General features: G+C 71.4%; 18 protein-coding genes. 8 read left to right on the forward strand and 10 right to left on the reverse strand.

The genetic code is table 11. The features are described from left to right. Positions 1 to 91: 91 nt before the first annotated feature. From ACIQCZ_RS27555 to ACIQCZ_RS27565, 3 genes are all read left to right on the forward strand, one after another. The gene (locus tag ACIQCZ_RS27555; RefSeq protein WP_402285766.1) at positions 92 to 1672 is read left to right on the forward strand and encodes an ABC transporter substrate-binding protein; all 1581 of its coding nucleotides are present in this window, start codon (positions 92 to 94) and stop codon (positions 1670 to 1672) included. Positions 1673 to 1760: 88 nt separating this feature from the next. Next, complete coding sequence (locus ACIQCZ_RS27560; protein ID WP_351072868.1) at positions 1761 to 2444, forward strand: uracil-DNA glycosylase; 684 nt, start codon at positions 1761 to 1763, stop codon at positions 2442 to 2444. Positions 2445 to 2579: 135 nt separating this feature from the next. Beyond that, positions 2580 to 3065 (forward strand): hypothetical protein, encoded by a 486-nt coding sequence (locus tag ACIQCZ_RS27565; RefSeq protein WP_402285769.1) that lies wholly within the window; start codon positions 2580 to 2582, stop codon positions 3063 to 3065. Between the two features lie 54 nt (positions 3066 to 3119). On the opposite strand, the gene ACIQCZ_RS27570 is transcribed toward ACIQCZ_RS27565, so the two are convergent. Continuing rightward, positions 3120 to 3572, reverse strand: a complete 453-nt coding sequence (locus ACIQCZ_RS27570; protein WP_402285772.1) for a hypothetical protein — start codon at positions 3570 to 3572, stop codon at positions 3120 to 3122. A 75-nt stretch (positions 3573 to 3647) separates the two neighbouring features. Then, a complete protein-coding gene (locus ACIQCZ_RS27575) occupies positions 3648 to 4271 on the reverse strand; it encodes a TetR/AcrR family transcriptional regulator (RefSeq protein WP_402285773.1) in 624 nt (207 codons plus the stop codon). On the opposite strand from ACIQCZ_RS27575, the gene ACIQCZ_RS27580 reads away from it, so the two are divergent. The 3 genes from ACIQCZ_RS27580 to ACIQCZ_RS27590 all read left to right on the forward strand — a co-directional run bounded on the left by ACIQCZ_RS27580 (position 4207) and on the right by ACIQCZ_RS27590 (position 6396). Then, positions 4207 to 4929 carry an FAD-dependent monooxygenase gene (locus tag ACIQCZ_RS27580; protein WP_402285776.1) on the forward strand — a complete coding sequence of 241 codons (723 nt, stop codon included), beginning with the start codon at positions 4207 to 4209 and terminating at the stop codon, positions 4927 to 4929. The two genes, ACIQCZ_RS27575 and ACIQCZ_RS27580, sit on opposite strands and share 65 nt — an antisense overlap. Positions 4930 to 5012: 83 nt before the next feature. Continuing rightward, positions 5013 to 5912 (forward strand): Gfo/Idh/MocA family protein, encoded by a 900-nt coding sequence (locus tag ACIQCZ_RS27585; protein ID WP_402285778.1) that lies wholly within the window; start codon positions 5013 to 5015, stop codon positions 5910 to 5912. A 136-nt stretch (positions 5913 to 6048) separates the two neighbouring features. Continuing rightward, positions 6049 to 6396: a hypothetical protein gene (locus ACIQCZ_RS27590; RefSeq protein WP_391745038.1), complete on the forward strand. Its 348-nt coding sequence runs from the start codon at positions 6049 to 6051 to the stop codon at positions 6394 to 6396. Here ACIQCZ_RS27590 and lnt read toward each other — a convergent pair. The 4 genes from lnt to ACIQCZ_RS27610 form a co-directional block, all read right to left on the reverse strand. After that, positions 6347 to 8077, reverse strand: a complete 1731-nt coding sequence (gene lnt, locus ACIQCZ_RS27595) for an apolipoprotein N-acyltransferase (protein WP_402285782.1) — start codon at positions 8075 to 8077, stop codon at positions 6347 to 6349. The two genes, ACIQCZ_RS27590 and lnt, sit on opposite strands and share 50 nt — an antisense overlap. A 100-nt stretch (positions 8078 to 8177) precedes the next feature. Further along, complete coding sequence (locus tag ACIQCZ_RS27600; protein WP_402285784.1) at positions 8178 to 8675, reverse strand: nuclear transport factor 2 family protein; 498 nt, start codon at positions 8673 to 8675, stop codon at positions 8178 to 8180. A gap of 69 nt (positions 8676 to 8744) precedes the next feature. Continuing rightward, positions 8745 to 9608 carry a universal stress protein gene (locus ACIQCZ_RS27605; RefSeq protein WP_402285787.1) on the reverse strand — a complete coding sequence of 288 codons (864 nt, stop codon included), beginning with the start codon at positions 9606 to 9608 and terminating at the stop codon, positions 8745 to 8747. Between the two features lie 477 nt (positions 9609 to 10085). Next, on the reverse strand, positions 10086 to 10688 hold the full coding sequence (locus ACIQCZ_RS27610; RefSeq protein ID WP_402286242.1) for a TetR family transcriptional regulator: 603 nt from the start codon (positions 10686 to 10688) through the stop codon (positions 10086 to 10088). A gap of 104 nt (positions 10689 to 10792) precedes the next feature. Here ACIQCZ_RS27610 and ACIQCZ_RS27615 point away from each other — a divergent pair, with 104 nt between their 5' ends. Next, on the forward strand, positions 10793 to 11725 hold the full coding sequence (locus ACIQCZ_RS27615; protein ID WP_402285789.1) for an oxidoreductase: 933 nt from the start codon (positions 10793 to 10795) through the stop codon (positions 11723 to 11725). Here ACIQCZ_RS27615 and ACIQCZ_RS27620 read toward each other — a convergent pair. Continuing rightward, positions 11712 to 13277, reverse strand: coding sequence for a mucoidy inhibitor MuiA family protein (locus tag ACIQCZ_RS27620; RefSeq protein WP_402285792.1), 1566 nt, complete (start codon positions 13275 to 13277; stop codon positions 11712 to 11714). The genes ACIQCZ_RS27615 and ACIQCZ_RS27620 overlap by 14 nt on opposite strands. An 8-nt stretch (positions 13278 to 13285) precedes the next feature. After that, on the reverse strand, positions 13286 to 15364 hold the full coding sequence (locus ACIQCZ_RS27625) for a DUF4139 domain-containing protein (protein ID WP_402285794.1): 2079 nt from the start codon (positions 15362 to 15364) through the stop codon (positions 13286 to 13288). A 262-nt stretch (positions 15365 to 15626) separates the two neighbouring features. Between ACIQCZ_RS27625 and ACIQCZ_RS27630 the strand changes: the two genes are divergently transcribed. Then, positions 15627 to 17090, forward strand: a complete 1464-nt coding sequence (locus ACIQCZ_RS27630; protein ID WP_402285796.1) for a hydrolase — start codon at positions 15627 to 15629, stop codon at positions 17088 to 17090. 165 nt (positions 17091 to 17255) lie between these two features. On the opposite strand, the gene ACIQCZ_RS27635 is transcribed toward ACIQCZ_RS27630, so the two are convergent. Both ACIQCZ_RS27635 and ACIQCZ_RS27640 read right to left on the reverse strand, forming a co-directional pair. Continuing rightward, entirely contained in the window at positions 17256 to 18212 is a 957-nt protein-coding gene (locus ACIQCZ_RS27635; protein WP_402285798.1) for an aldo/keto reductase, read from the reverse strand. After that, entirely contained in the window at positions 18209 to 20110 is a 1902-nt protein-coding gene (locus tag ACIQCZ_RS27640) for a hypothetical protein (protein WP_402285800.1), read from the reverse strand. Before ACIQCZ_RS27640 ends, ACIQCZ_RS27635 begins: the two co-directional genes overlap by 4 nt. Between the last annotated feature and the right edge of the window lie 158 nt (positions 20111 to 20268).

The following is a 20268-nucleotide window of genomic DNA, read 5'->3' on the forward strand; positions in this document are numbered from 1 at the left end:
TTGACTCAAGTGCCCTGTCGGGCCTACGGATTGACCCGACGGGGCACTGCGGTAAGGTCTGCCGACCCATGGCTGATCGAGGAGCGTTCACGTGTTCTACCGGGCCAGTGTGCAGGCCGCTGCAATCCTTGCTTCCCTTTCTCTGCTGGCAGGCTGCGGACTTCTCTCCGACAGCAGCTCGAAAGAGGAGCAGAAAATAGTCGTCGGTACGACCAGTGAGCCCTCCACCCTCGATCCGGCGGCGGCGTGGGACAACTCCTGGGAGCTGATGCGGAATGTCTTCCAGACCCTGGTGAGTTTTCCCTCGGGCAGCACCAGTCCTGAGCCCGATGCCGCGGAATCGTGCGCGTTCACCGATACCAGCAGCACGGCCTACCGGTGCAAACTCCGCAAGGGCCTGAAATTCTCCAATGGCGACAAACTCGACGCCGAGGCCGTGAAGTACTCCATCGACCGGATCAGGGACATCAAGGTCAAGGGCGGGCCCTTCGGTATGCTCGGCTCGCTCGACCGGGTCGAGACCAGGGGGGACGACGTCGTCGTCTTCCATCTGACCAAACCGGACGCCACCTTTCCCTTCATCCTGGCCACCCCCGCGATGTCGCTCGTGGCGCCCAGTGACTATTCGAAGTACAAGATCCGCAGCGATGGAAAGGTCACCGGTTCCGGACCCTATCTGCTTGATTCGTACAAGCCGGGGAATCGGGCCGATCTGGTGAAGAACCCGGACTACAAGGGCTTCGCCAACCGTAAGAACGACGCCTTGACCATCCGGTACTTCAAGGAATCGGCGCCCGTGGTCGCGGCACTGAAGAAGAAGGAGATCGACGCGATCTACCGAGGCCTCACCGCCGAGGAGGTCGTCAATCTCGAGGACAACAAGGACCCGGACAGCGATCTGCAGATCGTGGAGACGGTCGGTGCGGACATCCGATTCCTGGTCTTCAACCCCGAGGACCCGGCCGCCGGGAACGTGGCCGTACGGCGGGCCGTCGCCCAGCTCGTCGACCGTGACGCGCTGGTGGCCAAGGTCTACCAGGGCACCGCCGAGCCGCTGTACTCCATGGTCCCCAAGGGCATCGCCGGTCACACCACCAGCTTCTTCGACGCCTACGGCGAACCGGACAAGGGCAAGGCGAAGCAGATCCTCGCCAAGGCCGGTATCACCAGGCCCGTCGAGATGACGCTCTGGTTCACGACCGACCGATACGGCTCCTCCACGGCAACCGAGTTCGACGAGCTCAAGCGTCAGCTGGAAGCCTCCGGGCTGTTCCGGATCACGCTGCGGAGCAAGCCCTGGAAGGAGTTCCAGGAAGGCTTCACCAAGGGCCAGTACCCCGTCTTCGGCCGCGGCTGGTTCCCGGACTTCCCGGATCCGGACAACTTCATCGCCCCCTTCGTGGGCAAGGACAGCGTCACCGGGATGCCGTACGTGAAGAACGAGATCACCCAGCAACTGCTGCCGCAGACCCGCAAGGAGAGCGACCGGGGAGCGGTCAGCAAGCAGTTCGAACGGGCCCAGCAGATCCTGGTCGACGACGTACGGCTGCTGCCGCTGTGGCAGGGCAAGCTGTATGTCGCCTCCGGCGAGGACATCGGCGGCGGGGAGCGCGCCCTGGACCCGCAGACGGTGATGCAGATGTGGGAGCTGTACCGCAAGGCCAGCTGGTAGGCCGGCGGCAGGGCTCGCGGGGTCCGTTGTCAGTGGCCCCCGGTAGGTTCTCGGGTGAAGAACGTATTACTTACCGGAGGTTGTTGACGTGACCGACACCGACCTGCTGCCCGAGTCCTGGCGCGGCGTCCTCGGCGAAGAGCTGCAGAAGCCCTACTTCAAGGAGCTCACCGAGTTCGTCGAGGAGGAGCGGGCCAAGGGGCCGGTCTATCCGCCGCGCGACCAGGTGTTCGCCGCCCTGGAGGCCACGCCCTACGACAAGGTGAAGGTCCTCGTCCTCGGTCAGGACCCTTACCACGGCGAGGGGCAGGGGCACGGTCTGTGCTTCTCGGTACGGCCGGGTGTGAAGACGCCGCCCTCCCTGCGGAACATCTACAAGGAGATGAAGGAGGAGCTCGGACTGCCCGTCCCTGACAACGGTTATCTGATGCCGTGGGCCGAGCAGGGCGTGCTCCTGCTCAACGCCGTGCTGACGGTGCGCGCGGGCGAGGCCAACTCGCACAAGGGCAAGGGCTGGGAGAAGTTCACCGACGCGGTGATCCGCGCGGTCGCCTCGCGGCCCGATCCGGCGGTCTTCGTGCTCTGGGGCAACTACGCCCAGAAGAAGCTCCCGCTGATCGACGAGGAACGGCATGTGGTGGTGAAGGGCGCGCACCCGTCGCCGCTCTCCGCCAAGAAGTTCTTCGGCTCCCGTCCGTTCACGCAGATCAACGAGGCGGTGGCGGCGCAGGGGCACCAGGCCATCGACTGGCGCATCCCCGATCTGGGCTGACGCCGGGGTCGTCTCCCCGCCGACGGCGGGCGCCCGGAGGACAGACCCGGGGCGCCCGCCCGAGCCTCTGCGGGATTGACCGCGGCTGCGGCTAGCGTCGATCGGGAACGGGTGGACAGGAACAGGGAGGCCGCGGTGACGGAGCAGCGGGAGGCGTCGCAGGACGCCGTCATGACCAGGATCGGCCAGGCGATCATGCTGCTGCACGGCGGTGACCGGGAGGAGGCCCGCAATCGCTTCGGCGGCCTCTGGTCGGAGATCGGCGAGGACGGTGATGCCCTGCACCGCTGTACCCTCGCGCACTACATGGCCGACACCCAGGACGACCCCGGCGATGAACTGGCTTGGGACCTGCGGGCGTTGACCGCAGCGGACAGCCTGACCGACGAGCGTGCGGCGCAACATGCCGATGCGCTCGCGGTGCGGGCGTTCTACCCCTCGCTCCATCTCAATCTCGCGGCGGACTATGTGAAGCTCCAGCGTCCCGAGGCGGCCCGGATCCATCTGGACCGGGCGCGAGCCGCCTCCGATGTGCTCGCGGACGACGGGGCGGACGACGGATACAGGGGAGGGGTCCGCGCGGCGATCGCGCGGCTGGAGCTGAGGCTGCGGGAGCTGTGAGGGGTGGCCCGTCCCTGGCGGACGGGCCACCCACCCGGCTCTCTCCTGCCGGGCTCAGTGACCGTAGGTGTTCTCACAGATGCGGGACTGCGGGCTGCCCGCGGGCCAGTGCCCGTACCCCCGCCCCAGTGCGCAGACGTCCGTCCCGGAGACGGGGGCCGGCAGGGCCGGGGCGGGCGCGGTCACGGCGGGCGGGGCGTGACGTGGCCGGGGCCGTGCCGCTTCCGGGTGGTTGCGTTGTCGCGGCGCGTGGGGCGCGACGCGGTGGGTGTCCGGCGATGTGCCGGTGGTCGGGGCGGACGCGGAGACGGACGCCCGCGGGCCCGGTACGGCTTCCAGTCTGTCGTGGGCGGGTGGCGGCATGATCTGCGGCGCCAGGTCCTGGCCGGGCCTGCTGTTGCCGGGCCGGGCCGGAACGTCCGCCTGCGGGGCCACGGACACACAGCCGGACAGCGTCGTGACGGCGACGCCGACCAGGAGCTTCACGGTGATTCTGGTTCGTTGCACCTGAGCAACTCTGCTGTGCGGACCCGGTTCGGAGTGAGCCGGGAAGCGCTGATTGGCCCGCACGAGTGACTCCGGTCAGAGCAATGCCCAATCGGAACCCAGCATTCCGCGCAGCAGTTCGGTGAAGCCGGTGCGCAGTTCCTCCTCGGTCGGCACCGAGCGGTGGAACGATCCCGCGGCACACGAGAACATCAGCCCCTCGCACCAGGCCACCAGGGACAGGGTGTGCCGTTCGGGCTCGGCCGATCCGGCCGCGGTCATCAGCGCCGACAGCGGCTCGCGGAACTGCCGTCCCGTCGCGTCGAAGAACTCCCGCAGCTCCGGGCGCCGGGTCGCCTCAAGAGCGAGCTCGTAACGGCAGACCAGCAGTTCGGGATGGCGGGTGAGGTAGCGGTGCAGGGTCAGCGCGAGACCGTCGATCAGTGCTTGCGCGTCGGTGCGCGGCCCGTGCGTCGTCTCGCCGCCGGCGCCGTGTTCCGTGCTCTGCGCCGTACCGTCGTCCGGGCCGTGCCCAGCGCCGGTGCGTGAAGCCTCAGCCGATCCGCTGCCCGGAACCGGAAGTTCACCGGGCGCGAGCGCCCGGGCCTCACGCTCCGCCAGCCGCCGGACCGTCGCCTCCAGCAGGGACTGCCGGGTGCGCGGGGCTCTCTTCCCGGCGCACCCCGGACCCTCGTACGCCGGATTCACCACCTGGCGCATCGTCGTCCCCGCGCCCGAGCGGCCGTTCGCCCCGCACGAGACCTGGGGGCGTGGCGCCCTCTGGGGCACCCAGCCCCTCAAGGACGGCCGGATCTACGCCTACGGGGCCGCGGTGGCCCCCGCCGGAGCCCGTGCCGCCGACGACGAGAAGGCAGAGCTGATGCGGCGGTTCGGCAGTTGGCACGACCCGATCCCCTCGATCATCGCCGCGGCCGAGCCCGGCACGGTGCTCCGCAACGATGTGCACCAACTGACCGACCCCCTGCCGTCCTTCCACCGCGGGCGCGTCGTCCTCCTCGGCGACTCCGCTCATGCCATGGCACCCAGCCTGGGACAGGGCGGCAACCAGGCCGTCGAGGACGCGATCGTGCTCGCCCACCATGTGACGCCCGAGGGGGACCTCGGCGCGGGGCTGGCGGCGTACACCGCCGACCGGCTGCCCCGTACATCCGCCGTCGTCCGCAAGGCCGCCCAGGCCGCCCGGCTCATGTGCCTGACGAGCGGTCCGGCCGTGGCACTGCGCGACGCGCTGATGTCCGTCACTTCAAGGCTCGGACCCACGCTGGTCCTGCGGACCTTCGACGGCATCGCGGACTGGCAGCCGCCGCAGCACACGTATGCTGCCCGGACGAAGGAGGCGCACAGGTCACCGCGGTAGACATCCGTCCGAAGGGCTCCACGGGGCACCCTCGTCCGGCGGCATCGCAACGGCCCGCGCCGGACAGTGAGAGGGAGATCCCTGTGAAGGTCGGCTGCATCGGACTCGGCGACATCGCGAAGAAGGCGTATCTGCCGGTTCTGACCACTCGGCCCGGGGTCGAACTGCATCTGCAGACCCGTACCCCCGCCACCCTGACCGAGGTCGCCGAGTCCCACCGGATCCCGTCCGGGCAGTGCCACACCGATCTGGAATCGCTGCTCGCCCAGGGGCTGGACGCCGCCTTCGTCCACGCGCCGACGGCCGTGCACCCGGAGATCGTGGCCCGGCTGCTGGACGCGGGCGTCGCCACGTACGTGGACAAGCCGCTGGCCTACGAACTCGCCGATTCCGAAAGGCTGGTGAGTCTTGCCGAGGAGCGCGGGGTGAGCCTGGCCGTCGGTTTCAACCGCAGGGTCGCGCCCGGCTACGCGCAGTGTGCCGAACACCCGCGTGAGCTGATCCTCATGCAGAAGAACCGGGTGGGCCTGCCCGAGGATCCCCGCACCATGGTGCTCGACGACTTCATCCACGTCGTCGACACCCTGCGCTTCCTGGTTCCGGGGCCGGTCGAGCACACCGCTGTGCAGGCCAGGATCCGCGACGGGCTGATGCACCATGTCGTGCTGCAGCTGTCCGGCGACGGATTCACCGCCATCGGGATGATGAACCGGCTCAGCGGCTCGACCGAGGAGCGGCTGGAGGTCTCGGGGCAGGACTCCAAACGAGAGGTCGTCAACCTCGCCGAGGTGATCGACCACAAGGGGCAGCCGAGCGTACGGCGGCGCGGCGACTGGGTGTCCGTGGCCCGGCAGCGCGGCATCGAGCAGAGCGTGCTGTCCTTCCTGGAAGCCGTGCGGGCCGGAAAGGTGCTCAGCGCCGAGGACGCCCTGCGCACCCACGAGCTCTGCGAGCGCATCCTGCGCGACCTGGACGTTGCCTGAGTCCGGAGGGACCACCGCCTGCCTCACCCTCCCCGGAAGACATGCGAGGCGCCTGGGCCACCGGCCCCCGGGATGCGTCGGGCCCCACCCCGATGCAGGCTGGGGTGATGGACCACCGGCCCGTGGAGGTGACCTCGTGAGGCCCCACGACGAGCCAAAGGGCTGGGGAGCGCTCCAGCCGCCGCCCGGCTACTACTCGGCCGACGGGCGGCCGCCCGACGCGATGCAGCGCGCACTGATCCTCGACTGGGCGGTCAACCAGCGGATCGCGAGCGGCTGGCGTGTGGAGTCCCGTTCCGAGACCCAGGTCGTCATGGTCCGTGGCCGACCGCTGAACCACGTGCTGCACGCCGTCCTCATGGTCTTCACCTGCTTTCTCTGGGGCGGCGTGTGGCTGGTGCTGGCCGTGACGAACAGGGTCGAGCGCGTCGCGCTCACCGTCGACGCCCAGGGCCACATCGTCTCCGTGCACGGCCCGGGATAGTGCGGGAGGCGGTCCCCGGTCCGGGCCGGGCCGAAGCGGTCGGCCCCGTGGTCCCCGAGCGTGAGGACTCCACCGGACCCGAGGATTCCACCGGAGCCGCCGCGGCCCTCTCCCCGGCCGGCCCGCCCCGGTCACGCCTGCGCAACCACCGCACCCCCTCGAAGGCGCAGAACACGGCCAGCACCGCCACCGCCCCCTGCACGGGCCAGTCGCCCAGCCGCACATAGAGCGTCGTACCGGACGCCAGCGGTACGTCGTACACGACGGCGCCGCTCGTGTCCGTACCGAGCGGCTCACCGACCCGGGCCCCCTGCGGGTCGTACACCGCGCTGATGCCGGTGAGCGTGGCATGCACCATCGGGCGGCCGTTCTCGGCGGCACGCAGCGCTCCGAGCGAGGCGTGCTGCGCGGGAGCCCAGCTGTGCTGGAACGTCGACGTCGACGACTGGGCGATCAGCACCTGAGCGCCGTCCAGGGTCAGCCGCCGGCTCATGTCGGGGAACGCGGACTCGAAGCAGATCAGCGGACCGATGCGCAGTCCCTTCCCGCCGAGCGCCGAGGGCAGCCGCATCGTCACCGGGTGGGTGCCCCGCAGCCGGTCCTCGCCCGCGGCCTTGCCCAGGGATGTGACCCACCCGAGCACCGACCGGGCCGGGACGTACTCACCGAACGGCACCAGCCGCATCTTGTCGTACCGGTCCCCGGTCAGCCCGTCCGGGCCCACCAGCACGGCGGACTTGAAGATTCCGTTCCGCCTCGATCCGCCGGTGTGCCGGGCGTCCATGTTGACCAGCACATCCGCGCCCAGCCGGCGTGAGAGTGCCGCGATCCGGGCAGTGATGTCCGGGTGCCGGGAGAGGTCCACACCGACACTGCTCTCGCCCCACACCACCAGATCGAGATCGCGTCCCACCAGAGAGCCGGTCAGCCGCTCACCGACCGCGAGCCGGCGCTCGACGCTCCGCGGACCCGTGATCACTCCTGGCTGCACGACGGCGATCCTGGCCACGCCCGACTGCTCGGGCCGCGGCGCCCACTGCGCCATCGTCCCCACGGCCAAGGCGCACACCACGAGGCCGACGGCGGCGACCGTACGGGCGGCGGCGGTCACGAACAGCAGGGCGACCGCGGTGTTCACCGCCACCAGCAGAAGGCTCACCAGCCACACTCCGCCGACGGACGCCACCCGCAGTGCCGGAGCCACCTCCCACTGGCTGGCACCGAGCAGCCCCCAGGGACCGCCGAGGCCCTGCCAGGAACGGACCAGCTCGATCATCAGCCAGCCGCACGGCACCACGACGACCGCAGTCGCCGCTTTCGCGGCGGACACCGGCCCGCGCAGCAACCGGAGGACCAGCAGCCCCCAGGGTGCCCACAGCAGGCCGAGCAGCGCCGCCAGGATCACGAGGAAGACATGGAGGCTCGGCAACAGCCATTGGTGCACGGCGAGCAGGTAGCCCGTCCCGCCGAGCCAGCCGTCGAGCGCCGCCCTGCGTCCCGTATCGGCGGAGCGGATCAGCAGCAGCCACGGCACCAGTGCGACCGGTGCGAGCCACCACAGGGACGGCGCGGGGAACGCGAGCGCGGGCAGCGCACCGGCGAGCAGAGCGAGACAGCCTCGCCACCGGCCGGACCGCAGTATCCGCTCCCACTGCTCGCGCCGACCGGCCGGAATTCGCATGCCGCGCCTCCTCGTCCCGCCTGATCAGCAGTCTCCCCCCTGGCTCCCCGTTCCGCAGTTCTTCCCCCGGGCCGGGGAGCGGAAGCCCCGACAGGCGGGATCAGCCCGGCAGGAGCGGGTCCGTCGTGTCGCGCCATCTCTCGTGGACGGTGACGGTACGGATCCGCCAGCCGCTCCCCGTACGCGCCAGAGCGAAGGTGTACCGCCCGCCGGAGACGAAGTTCGGCGCGCCCGCCCGCGCCCCGGAGCCGCCCCCGTCCCCTCCCGCGCTCTCCAGCCGCATCGGGTTGACGTAGTCGGCCCGCACCTCGGCGCGGTCGCCCGGACAGCCGTCCAGGTCAGGGAGGGCGACCAGACGGTTGACGATCAGGTGCTGGCGTACGGGGAAGAGCCGCATGGTCTCCGAGAGCCACCTGGCCACCTCGGCCGCGGACCCCTCGATACCGCCCGCACTGCGGTAGTCGGCACGGCCGTCCTCGGCGAACAGGGCGCGGTAGTCCGCCCATGCGCCGTCGTCCACCGCCCTCGCATAGCCGGTGATCACTGCATCGACGGACAGCCGGTCCATCACGGTCGCGAGATCCACGCGCTGCGTCATCGGGTCAGTGTCTGCCCGTCGGCGTGCGAGGCCAAGGGGTGTGCACGCACGGCGGGCCGGGCGATGCCGTCAGCAGGGCACCACCGCCACCGGGCCGAGCGCGTGCGTGAGCGTGGTCTGCGCGACCGGGGAGAGCCCGAGCCCGAGGGACTCACCGCCCTTGCGCCGCCCGATCACGGTCAGTGCCGCGGTGGCCGAGGCGGTGACCAGGGTGCGTGAGGCGGAGCCGCCGACGGGTTCCCTGACCACCTCGACCTGCGGGTACCTCTCCCGCCAGCCCGCGGTGACTTCGGCGAGGCTCCGTTCGGCCGCACCCGCCGCCGCGTCCCGGTCGAAGACGGGCCCGCCCGACAGCATCGAGGAGAACATCGTCCAGCCGTGCACGATCCGCAGTCGCGCACCGGGCCGGGAGGCGGCCGTCGAGAACGCGAACTCCAGCACCGCTTCACTGCTCTCGTCGGCGGCGACGCCCGCGACGATGTCGGGGAAGGCCTCCTTCGACTCCTCCTCGTGCTCGTCGGACGGGCCGCTGTGGATGACGACGACGGGGCACCTGGCCATCGAGGCGATCGCCAGGCTGTTGGAGCCGAGCATCAGTGACCGGAAGCCTCCCAGACCGCGCGAGCCGACGACGACCAGCGAGGCCTCGTTGCTGAGCGAGGTCAGCGCCGCCGCGGGAAAGTCCAGCGGTGCGAGCGTCCTCGGGTGCAGATCGGGAGCGATCCCGGCCACCCTTTGCACGGACCGGGTGAGCAACTCCTCCGCCTCGCGCTGCTGCGTTTCCGGGACGGCGCGGCGGGTCGGCGTGCGGGCATGCACGATCACCAGCGGGAGCCTTTGGCGGACGGCTTCACGGGTGGCCCAGTCGAGCGCCTCACGGCTGTGCGACGAGCCGTCGACGGCTGCGATCACGGGAAGCTCGGTGGCGGTCATGATTCCCTCCAGGTTCCGGCGGTACATGTCCCACCCTGGTACGCGCGCACGTGGCGCGGCAGGGACTTTCGGCCCCATCTGTCGGGAATCCGGACGGATGCCACCACTGGTGCACGGCCGTCGCACGCCGTGCAGGGGCCGCATGCCACGTAAGGTACGGCCGGTCGGTGCCCGGCTTCGGCATCCGGTACTCCGCTCGGCGTACCGCGACCGCCTGCGCGGCCACGGCCGGGCGGTTGTCGTCGGGGCGCCGGTACGGGCGGTCGTCGCCCACTGACGGGTGGGGGCGCTTCCACCGCCCGGGGTGCACCAGCCGCTCCTCGACCTTCCCTCGGGGGGTCCCGGCGTGTGCAGCGGCGCGACGATCCTTCAGCGCCGCGGGCGCGAGACGTGGGCCCCCGGTGGCTCCGGATCGCGCTTGCGACCGAGCGTCAGAAGGTCACGCCGACTCGTTCCACGCGCCCCACCGGTCCGGGGTCAACCCGCCTTCTCCGTGATGTGGGCGGCGTCCAGTGCCGGGGCGATCACGGCGAAGGCCCGGTCGATCAGTTCCATCGGGTCCTCGGTGCCGTCGCTGTCGCTCCACCGCCGCAGCACGGCGTCGAAGGCGGCCAGCGCCATTCCGGCGGCCAGTTGCGGGTACAGATCGGTGTCGGGGACCGGTCCCGGACGGTGAGTCAGCTCCGCCGTCAGGTCGGAGCGCCACTGTGCCTGGCGCTCCAGGAAGCGTGCGAGCAGGGCGGGGGTGCGCAGAATCAGCTGAACCACGCGCAGTGCCCTGTCGGAGTGGTCGGCGCAGGCGGCGATGGGGACCGAGACGGCGTGCCGCAGCGCCACGGAGGGCCGCTCCTCGACGGGGCGAGCCGCCAGCTCGGCCCGGATGCCGGTGCCCATGTCGGCCAGGAACTGGACGACCACGTCCTCCTTGGACGCGAAGTACCGGAAGAACGTCCGCTTGGACACGCCGGCGGCGGTCACGATCTCGTCGATGGTGACCGCGTCGAAGCCCTTCAGCGCCAGCAGTTGCAGCGCCGCCTCGGTCAACTCGTTCGAGACGAGCTGACGTTTGCGCTGGGCCATGGTCACTTCAGGACGGGAACTCACCGCATCATCGTAACGCCATGCCCTGCGTGACACCAAGGAGCGTCTTGACACTCGATGCCACCAAAGGCAATCTGTGCCGCATGACACAGCAGCAGAGCTGGACTGCCGAGCAGATCCCGGACCAGACCGATCGGGTGTTCGTCGTCACCGGAGCCAATGGCGGGCTCGGTCTGGCGACCACCCGGGCGCTCGTCCGCCGGGGCGGGCGCGTGATCCTCGCGGTACGCGACGAGGAGAGGGGGCGCCGGGCGGTCGCGGAGATCACGGCCGAGCAACCGGACGCGGACCTCGAGGTCCGCCACCTCGACCTCGCCGACCTCGACTCGGTCCGGACCTTCGCGGAGCGGTTGCACGCCGACCGTTCGAGGCTGGACGTGCTCGTCAACAACGCCGGCGTGATGGCACCGCCCCGGTCGACCAGCGCGCAGGGCCACGAGCTGCAGTTCGCGTGCAATCACCTCGGCCACTTCGCGCTCACCGGGTTGCTGCTCGACCTGCTGGCTGCCGGGCGCGACCCGCGCGTGGTCACGGTGAGTTCGATCAATCACCGGCAGGGGCGCATCCGCTTCGACGACCTCGCCGGTGAGCGCCGGTACAAACCCATGGCCTTCTACAACCAGTCGAAGTTCGCGAACGCCGTGTTCGGCAGGGAACTCCACCGGCGGCTCACCGAGGCCGGCAGCCCGGTACGCAGCGTGCTCGCACATCCCGGCTACACCGCCACCAACCTGCAGACGGGTGCCGTCGCCCTGTGGCGGGTGGTGTTCGGCCGCATAGGCGGCCCGCTCCTGGCCCAGGCCCCGGCGCAGGGCGCGCTGCCGCAGTTGTACGCGGCGACCGATCCGAACGCGGAGAGCGGGGACTTCATCGGGCCGGACGGTCCGGCCGAGCTGCGCGGCGCGCCGACGCGGGTGCGGCTGTCCTCAGCGGCGGCCGATGCCGGGACGGCCCGTCGTCTGTGGGAGGTGTCGGAAGAGATGACCGACGTGCGGTTCGAACTCAGAGCCCCGTGACTCTGGCGCTCGCCGACAGCTCGTAGACCAGGGTGACCGTGCGGCGGCTGCCGGGTGGGAGGGTGACATCCCAGCGGGCGATGCCCTCGGCGTCGACCGCGTCGGGGGCCGGGGAGCACGAATCCTCGCGCAGGCGTATCTCCACCGCCGAGACCTCGGAGACCGGTATCCGCTCCCGGAGGGCGACCATCCGCTCGCCGTGCTCCCCGGGGGCGGAGAACCGGGACAGATGCAGCCGGACCGTACGGGTGACCACGGTCCGGTGGGTGATACCGGCAGTGTCGCGGGACTCCTCGGCCTGCCGGACCACCCTGTGGTCGTCGCAGCTGCCGAAGGCCAGCTCGGCGGGGGCGCCGGGGGCGGTGAAGTCCAGCGTGCCGCGGCCGCTGAACCCGCTGCCGCGGACCAGGTCCACGGGCCCGGCGAGCAGCGCGTGGCCGGACAGGTTGTCGAACCGCACCACCTGGGTGACCAAGGGGGACAGGGCCGGTGCGCAGGCGTACTCACTGCGCGCGGCCGTCGTGAATGCGGAGAGCGGCACTCGGTGGGCGCGGCCGTCACCGGGCACCGAGACCGGCACGGGGGATCTCAGCACCCGCGCCTCGCCGCCGTCGTCCACCCCCGGCAGGCCGAGCACCGGGGCGGCCGGGCCGAGGGTTCCGATCTCCTCCTCGCGCAGTTCGACGTCGACCGTACGGCGCTCCGCCGCGGAGCGGTCCTTGAGCGTCAGCCGGTCCTCGCCGAGCCGTGGCGGATCGGTCGCCGACGCCGAGCGGGCCGTCGACAGTGTCAGCCGTACGTCCGACCAGTCCTCCCCGGTGCGCTGCCAGACCATCGCGTCGGTCTCCAGGGTCAGGGAGTCCCCGTCGAGCACGGCCCGGTACGCGGGGCGCCACAGCGCACACGGGGTGAGATGGCTCAGGCGCAGCTCGACGGGCCCGGCGACGGCGGCCTTCACGGTCAACTCGATGTGACCGACCAGCTCGGCGGGCTCCTCCTCGGAGAGATCCATGGCCCGGCGGGCTTCCCCGAGTTCGACCGCGAGGGCGGCCAGCCTGGCCTCCACGGTACGGAGCCGCTCGCCGTGCAGGTCACGTTCGTGGTCCACCCGGTCCAGTTCCCGTGCCCAGCGGGGCCGTTCGCTCTCCCCGGAGCCGGCGCCCTCGCCGATCTCCCGCAGCACGTCGGCGGCGAGGCGGCCGAGCAGGTCGAGGCGGGCATGCAGCCGGTCGCGTCGCTGCGCCAGGGCGAGCCGCTCCTCTTCGAGGGTGTGCACGCGGTGGCGCAGGGCGGAGTCGTCGTCGGCGGACGGCTGGGGCCCGCGCGGCGTCCAGCTGCGGACGATCCGCACGTCGAGCACGGTCGCGAGGTGATCGGCGGTCAGCTCGGCATGGAGGGTCCGGTCGACGGCCAGCGCACTGACCGGTCCGAGACGCAGCCGCTGGACCCCGGCCTCCAGGTCGAGCACGACGGCGCGCTCGACGTGGGCGCGATCCTCAAGGCATGTGACGGCGGTGACGGGGAGGGCGATCGGCTGCGGGGCCGTGGGCATGGTGTGTGTCAGCTCCTGCGGTTGCCGCCGACCAGGGCCTTGCCGGCCGGGATGCGGATCTCGTAGCCGCCGTCGAGGGCGGCAGTGGCGCCTGCGGGCAGGTCCAGTCGCCAGACGCGGGTGCCCGGCGCATGTCGATCGGGTCCCGTGCCTTCCTCGGGTGCCGTCCAGTCGGCCCGTTCCTCGATCCGGACGTCCGGATCGGAGGCGACCGGCACCCGCTCGCGGACTTCCACGGTGACGGGCCCGGCGAGCCGGTTGGCCAGCTCCACGTGGACGCGGTGGTCGAGCACGGTGGTGGTGTTGCGCAGGCCCGACGTCGACTCGTGCAGGTTGGTGCGGCGGGTGACCCGGATGCCTTCGGCCGGCCCGAGCCCGACCCGGCCGACACCGCCGGGGGCGAGCGTGGGCAGCGCGGCGGTCAGCAGGAAGTCGTCGTCGACGGTGATCTCCACCGGGCCGGCCAGCAGTGCCTGGTCGGTGGAGTTGGAGAGCACCGACGTCGCGTACACGGTCTGCTCCACGGACGGCACGCAGAGGTACTCGGTACGCGTGCCGACCGGGATCTCGCCGACCGTGACGGTGTGCCAGGTGCCGTCCGACGGAATGTCCGCGCGGGCGGCGGCATCGAAGCGGTGGTCGAAGGAACCCGCCGACTCGCGGGGCCGCACGGCCTGTTCGGGCAACGGCAGCGCGGCCACAGCTTCGGCACGGCGGCGGTACTCGGCCGCCACCGGATCGAAGGGAGAGCCGGGGAACAGCCGGCCCCTGCGACCGCCCTGCTCGTCGGGGCCGCACAGGACAAGGGCGGCATAGTCGAGCTCGGCGCCGCTCGGCTGCGGCGCACCGGCCATCGGTGCCGGAGGGGGTGGCGGCGCAGCGAGGCCAGGCCCCGCGGGCGCGATCGGGGCGGGGGTTCCCGTGAAGGATCTGCCGCCCGAACGCGGCCTGTTGCCCGGTCGCGACCCGGCTGGTTGCGGGAGCGCGGGCGTCCCGCCACCGATGGCTTCCGGGGAAGCGCCGTCGGCGCTGCCGGGCACCGGGACTGCGGCCGGCGGGGCGCCGTAGCCCTGCGGTGCCGGCGGCGGTGGCGGAACGGGACCGGACGACGAGCCGCCGGCGGCACCCGTGGGCGCGGAGACCGCCACGACAGCCACGGGTGCGGCGGTCGTGGCCGGGCGAGGGCCTGCCGCGTCGTACCCGGAGAACAGACCGACGAGCCCGGAGGGGGGCTCGCGCCAGCCGGAAGGCGCGGGGGCGGGCTGACTGCGTCCGATCCGGATCGAGCGGAGCCTCGGCAGATCGGTGCGGCGCCGAAGATCGGCGGTGGCCAGGGCGATGCGCACGCCCGTCCAGTCCTCGCCGGTCCGCTGGGCGACCGAGGCGCGCAGTACCAGACGGCCGCTGCCGTCGCCCTGGCGGTGAGTGAGACGGTAGGTCGGTACCCAGACGGCGCCCGGCACCGCGTACTCCAGCTCCAGCTCCACCTCGGCATCACCGGTGCCGTCGAGGGTCAGGGCCGCGCAGACCGTGGTCTCCACATGTGCTGACGGTGCGTCGGTGGAGGCGCGGGCGAGCCTGTCGGCGGCGACGGTGAGCTCGTGCTCGACGGCGCGCAGTGCCTGCTCCAGCTCGACGAGGCGCTTGTGCAGTCCCGCCAGCCGCTCGTCGACGAAGTCGGCGAGCTCCAGCCACGCGTCGACCGGGGTGCGGCGGTGCGGGTCCTCGCGCCTGCGGGCAGGTGGGACCGGGTGAAGAGCCCTGACCTCCTCGATCAGGTTCAGCTGCCGGTCCCGGCGTCCCTGCGCCGCCGCGTACTCGTCGCCCAGCCGCTCGACCTCGCAACGCATCTCGTCGGGCGTGCCCGTACCGAGCGGCTCGGCCTCGACCTCCGTCCGGACCTCGGTGACGCGCACCCCGGGGGCGCCCAGGACACGGGCCCGCAGTGAGCCCGGGTCCATCGAGCGGGGCAGTCCCGTCACCCGTATCCGGCCGTCGGGCGAGACGCTGCCCCGGGCCAGGCGTCGGCAGACCGCGCCCTGCGCGTACACCACGACCGAATCGAGGGTCGACCCCCACCTCTTCATGTGCTTCGCCCCCCGTCGCGACCATGCTGAGCGCAGCTTACGCCCGGACCGTCCGCGCCTTCGCGCCTTCGCGTCGAATCAGGAGGACGGCGGCTTCTGCCCGCTGTCACGGTATGCGGGCCGTTCGGGGTCCTGTTCGACGATGAATGTGTCATGTACAGTTCATTAGCTCGCTGTGCGGTAGGAAGCTCGCCATCGTTCTACGCGCGCAGAGTTGGCACCCGCGCCGCCTCTTCCCCACTCCCACCCGGAGGTATGCAGGATGCTCGGACACCGAAAAGCCGGCGGACTCACCGCCGCACTCGCCGCCTTCGGACTGCTGGTCGCGGGAGCCGCCACCGAGGCGGGTGCAGCGCCGCCCGCCGTCGCCTCCGTGCCGGCCTCCGCGGCGGCCGCCCCGTACCGTGTCCTGTTCGACAACGCCCATGCGGAGACGGCGGGCAACGCGGACTGGATCATCTCCACCAGCCAGCCCGACCCGCTGGGCCAGGACCCCACTCCGTCCGCCGAAACGGACTGGACCGGCGCGCTGTCCTCGTGGGGAGTCGCTCTCCAGCAGACCGGCGACTACAGCCTCAAGACGCTGCCCTCGGGATCCGGTCTCGCCTACGGCGGCTCGACGGCGACCGATCTGTCGAACTTCGACACCCTGGTCCTCCCCGAACCCAACACGCTGTTCACCACGGCCGAGAAGACGGCCATCATGAACTTCGTCAAGAACGGTGGCGGCCTGTTCATGATCTCCGACCACACCGGAGCGGACCGCAACAACGACGGCGAGGACGCGGTCGAGATCTTCAACGACCTGATGTCCGACAACGGCGTGGACTCCACCGACCCGTTCGGCTTCTCGGTCGACACGCTGAACATCGGATCCGATCACCCGACGGCCATCAGCGACAGCACCGATCCCGTCCTGCACGGTTCCTTCGGCACCGTCACCAAGAGCCTCATCGCCAGCGGCACCACCGCGACGCTCAAGCCGGCCGACAACTCCACCGTCAAGGCGCTGCTCCACCGCACCGGCTACTCCGGCAACACCGGCGCCTTCTTCGCGACCAGTACCTTCGGCAGCGGCCGCGTCGCCTTCTGGGGCGACAGCTCACCCATCGACGACGGCACCGGCCAGGCGGGCAACACCCTCTACGACGGCTGGAACGACCCGAGCGCCACCAACGCGGCTCTCGCCCTCAATGCCACCGCATGGCTCTCCGGCGCGACCGGCGACGGCGGGGGAGGCGGTGGTGGTACGGACCCCTGCACCGCCGCCCAACTGCTGCGCAACAACGGCTTCGAGTCCGGTGCCACCTCCTGGAGCGCCACCGGCGGAGTCATCACCAACGCTTCCGGTGAGTCCCCGCGCACCGGCTCGTACTACGCGTGGCTCGACGGAAACGGCACCGCCACCACCGACACGGTCTCCCAGTCCGTGGCCATCCCGTCCGGCTGCTCCGCGACCCTGAGTTTCTACCTGCACATCGACACCGCGGAGACCGGCACCACCGCCTACGACACCCTCAAGGTCCAGGTGCTCGACACCTCCGGAACGGTCCTCGCCACCCTCGCCACCTACTCGAACCTGAACGCGGCCGCCGGATACACCTTGCGCACCTTCGACCTCGGCAGGTACGCGGGGCAGACGGTCACGGTCAAGTTCACCGGGACCGAGGGAAGCAAGCTCCAGACGTCGTTCGTCCTCGACGACACGGCGGTCGGCGTGAGCTGAAGAGCGAGCCCTCCGGCGCCACGGGCGCGCTCGGGCGCCGGAGCGGTCTGCTGCCGGTTCCCCGTCCGGACGGGATCGCCCTGACCGGCGACCGCCCCCACCCGGGCGGCCCCGCCCCGGCCGACGGACGGGCCGGGGAGGGGCCGGGGAGGGGCCGGGCACGCCCTATACGGCCGTCAACTGCGAAGGCACGAAACCCTCCTCGGCGAGCCGTTGCCACAGCCCGTCCGGGATCGGGAACCGGGATGCCGCGGCGTTCGCCGTGACCTCGGCCGCCGACCGGCAGCCGACCACGACCGACGTGACGGCGGGATGCAGGTACGGGAACTGGATCGCGGCCGCGGCGAGCGGAACCCCGAACTCGGCGCAGATCTCGCGGCACCGCTGCGCGCGAGCCAGCGCCTCCGCCGGCGCCGGCCGGTAGTTGAACATGGCGTCGTCCGAAGGGTCGGCGAGCAGACCGGTGTTGAAGACCCCGCCCACGACCACGGCGGTGCCGGTCCTCGCGCACAGCGGCAGCAGGGTCGTCAGCGCCTCGTGGTCGAGCAGGGAGAACCGGCCGGCGACGAGGACGACGTCCACCTCGAACTCCGCCACGTACGCGGCGAGGCGATCGCCGTGGTTCATCCCGAACCCGATCGCCCGGACCAGCCCCTCGTCCCTGAGGCGGCGTACCGCCGGGTAGGCGGTACGCCGGATCTCGTCCGGGTAGTCGTCAGGGTCGTGCAGGTACAGGATGTCGACCGACGGGCGCCGCAGCCGCGTCAGACTCGACTCCAGCGAAGCGCGGATCCCGCGCTCCGTCCAGTCGGTCACCACGGTGCCCGGCGAGCCGTCCGGCTCGGGCCGCAGCAGCCACCCCGTCTTCGTGGAGATCACCGGCTCGGCGATCCCGGCCGGGGCCAGCAGCCGGCCGAGACGGTCCTCGGCCTGCCCGTGCCCGTAGCGCGGGGCGGTGTCGAAGTAGGTGATGCCGGCCGCGGCGGCGGCCTCCAGCGTGGCGGCCGCGTCCTGTTCCGACACCTCCTGGAACAACCCGCCCAGCGGGGCCGTGCCGATCCCGAGCCGGGGCAGGTCGAAAGGCAGCCGGGAAGACGCGCCGTGCGACGACGCGCCGGTCATCGGGCCGCCTCCCACGGGGACCGGTACGTCGGCCGGCCGTCGCGCAACGCCATCGTCAGCGTCAGCCGTACCCGCGTGGCTCCGGGCAGGTCCACCCGGCAGTACGGTCCGCCGACATCCTGCGCCGGTCCGTCGTCGACGCGGACGGTGTGCACGAGGTGTTCTGCGAACGAACCCGCCTGCACGATCACCGAACGATCGGTGCCGCCGAGGTTGACCAGCTCCACCACGGTGTGGTCCGGGCGGATGTCGGACACGAGCGCCGCGACGTCCGGGGGCAGTCCGGGCCGTGGGTCGAGGGCGTCGTGGTAGCGCAGGTGCAGTTGGGCCAGGCCGCCGTTGTAGAGCACCTGCGGCGATCCGGTGGTCAGTTGCAGCAGGGCCTCGGTGACCACGGGATTGAGATGCTGCCAGTGATGGATGTCCAGGGCATCGGGGCCCACGGCCGGATCCACCGGGTCGTTCTCGATGGCCTCCATCCGTTCGGCGCAGGAGGCCATGGCGCTGCGCAGCATCCGCTCGGGGAAGTCCGGATTGCGGCCCTGGAGGAACTCGTACCACGGCTCCTCGTGTCCGGCCTCGTCCTTGATGCGCTGGGTGTGCACCGCTGTCCAGTCCCAGTTGGATCCGGCCCGCAGCTGCTCGATGCGTTCCTGATCCACCGCCTCGCGGCTGAAGTGCCAGAGCGACAAGGGAAGTTGGCCGGGCATGATCGTGAAGTCGAACCAGCCGGAGTCGTTGTGCCGCTGGGGCACCATGAGCGTGCGCTCGTCGGCCATCGCCCGCAGATGCGGCTCCCAGCGCTCGCCCAGGGTCCCCATCTCGTCGGCGCTCCGGTGCTCGGCCCGGCGCAGCACCGCGTCCAGTGGGTTGCGGGCCAGGTCGAGGAAGGACCGGTCGCCGGTCAGCAGCGTCGCGTTGGACGCTCCGACGAGGGTGGCGCTCCCGACCGGGGAGAGCCCGTGCGGCCACGACCAGCCGTAGTGGCCGCCGTACCACCGGCCGTCCAGATACTCGCCCACCTCACCGTGCAGCCCGGCGTTGTCGGGTACGACGTCGTGCCCGGCGAGCCGCTCCCGCCACGCGCCGACGTACTCGGCCACCCAGTCCGCGTAGCGCCGGTCCCCGCCGAGCAGGTACGCGTTGGTGGCGAGCCCCGTCGCGGCCAGGTTCACGAGGGTGTCGCCGCGGCCCATCCGGTCCCACATCGCCCGGCCGTAGGCGCGGGCGCGCTCGGGGGAGGCGGCCAGCTCGTCGAAGGACGTGACGTCGTCGAACCCGTCGAGCGGCAGCCCGTAGGGGCGCAGGGCGAGACTCCACGGAAAGTACGTGTCGTGGTCGCTGAAGCCCCGGCGCGGGCCGGCGGAGCCGTTGTGCGGGGCACGGATCACCCGGTGCTCGGCGTCGTAGTTGGAACCGCCCGGCAGGTAGAAGTCGGCGAAGCGGCCCGCCATTTCGCGCAGTTGGGCGTCGCCGGGGTCGGCGAGGCACAGACCGTAGAAGAGGAGCAGCCCCTCGCCCTGGTGGAACCAGTCGTAGCCGCGCTCAAGGCCGCTCTCCAGCATGCCCATCTCCGTGAGCTGCTCGGAGACCCCGCGCCAGTGCCGCCGTGCCGCGGTCAGCAGATCCGCGCTGCCCCCCAGCAGGTAGAGCGTCGGCCAGTTGAAGAACGGCTCGTAGAAGTCGTCCACGCCGTCGCGGCCGTCGAGTCCCTCTCCCAGTGCGCCGCGGAAGACGAGGCGGCCGTCGCGTTCGGTGTAGCGGTCGGCGAAGACGCGCCACGCCTTGTCCTGGACGGCGAACAGTTCCCTTTCGAGTGCCGCCCACCGGGGAACGTCGGTGACGCGGCGGGTCGCACGCACATGCGGCACGTGCGCGGCGTCGGTGGTGGTCGTCATCGGTGCGCCGCTCCTGCCGCGGACGTGCCGCCGATTCGCCCGGTTATGAGCATCAAGAACACCCGGCCCCTCACAATCGCCCATCGATTACCGATGGCTAGACTCACTGGCGGGGGCCGGCGTGTCAATACTCGGCAACACCTCCGGAAAGGAAGCCG

Source organism: Streptomyces sp. NPDC093149, from assembly GCF_044754145.1.
In the GTDB taxonomy this organism is placed as follows: domain Bacteria; phylum Actinomycetota; class Actinomycetes; order Streptomycetales; family Streptomycetaceae; genus Streptomyces.

Excerpts from the sequence above, each read along its gene's own strand:
- ACIQCZ_RS27575 (WP_402285773.1), bottom strand. The coding sequence starts at position 4,271 with ATGCGCCAGGTGGTGAATCCGGCGTACGAGGGTCCGGGGTGCGCCGGG.
- lnt (WP_402285782.1), bottom strand. The coding sequence starts at position 8,077 with ATGCGAATTCCGGCCGGTCGGCGCGAGCAGTGGGAGCGGATACTGCGG.
- ACIQCZ_RS27600 (WP_402285784.1), bottom strand. The coding sequence starts at position 8,675 with ATGACGCAGCGCGTGGATCTCGCGACCGTGATGGACCGGCTGTCCGTC.
- ACIQCZ_RS27605 (WP_402285787.1), bottom strand. The coding sequence starts at position 9,608 with ATGACCGCCACCGAGCTTCCCGTGATCGCAGCCGTCGACGGCTCGTCG.
- ACIQCZ_RS27610 (WP_402286242.1), bottom strand. The coding sequence starts at position 10,688 with ATGGCCCAGCGCAAACGTCAGCTCGTCTCGAACGAGTTGACCGAGGCG.
- ACIQCZ_RS27615 (WP_402285789.1), top strand. The coding sequence starts at position 10,793 with ATGACACAGCAGCAGAGCTGGACTGCCGAGCAGATCCCGGACCAGACC.
- ACIQCZ_RS27620 (WP_402285792.1), bottom strand. The coding sequence starts at position 13,277 with ATGCCCACGGCCCCGCAGCCGATCGCCCTCCCCGTCACCGCCGTCACA.
- ACIQCZ_RS27625 (WP_402285794.1), bottom strand. The coding sequence starts at position 15,364 with ATGAAGAGGTGGGGGTCGACCCTCGATTCGGTCGTGGTGTACGCGCAG.
- ACIQCZ_RS27630 (WP_402285796.1), top strand. The coding sequence starts at position 15,627 with ATGCTCGGACACCGAAAAGCCGGCGGACTCACCGCCGCACTCGCCGCC.
- ACIQCZ_RS27635 (WP_402285798.1), bottom strand. The coding sequence starts at position 18,212 with ATGACCGGCGCGTCGTCGCACGGCGCGTCTTCCCGGCTGCCTTTCGAC.
- ACIQCZ_RS27640 (WP_402285800.1), bottom strand. The coding sequence starts at position 20,110 with ATGACGACCACCACCGACGCCGCGCACGTGCCGCATGTGCGTGCGACC.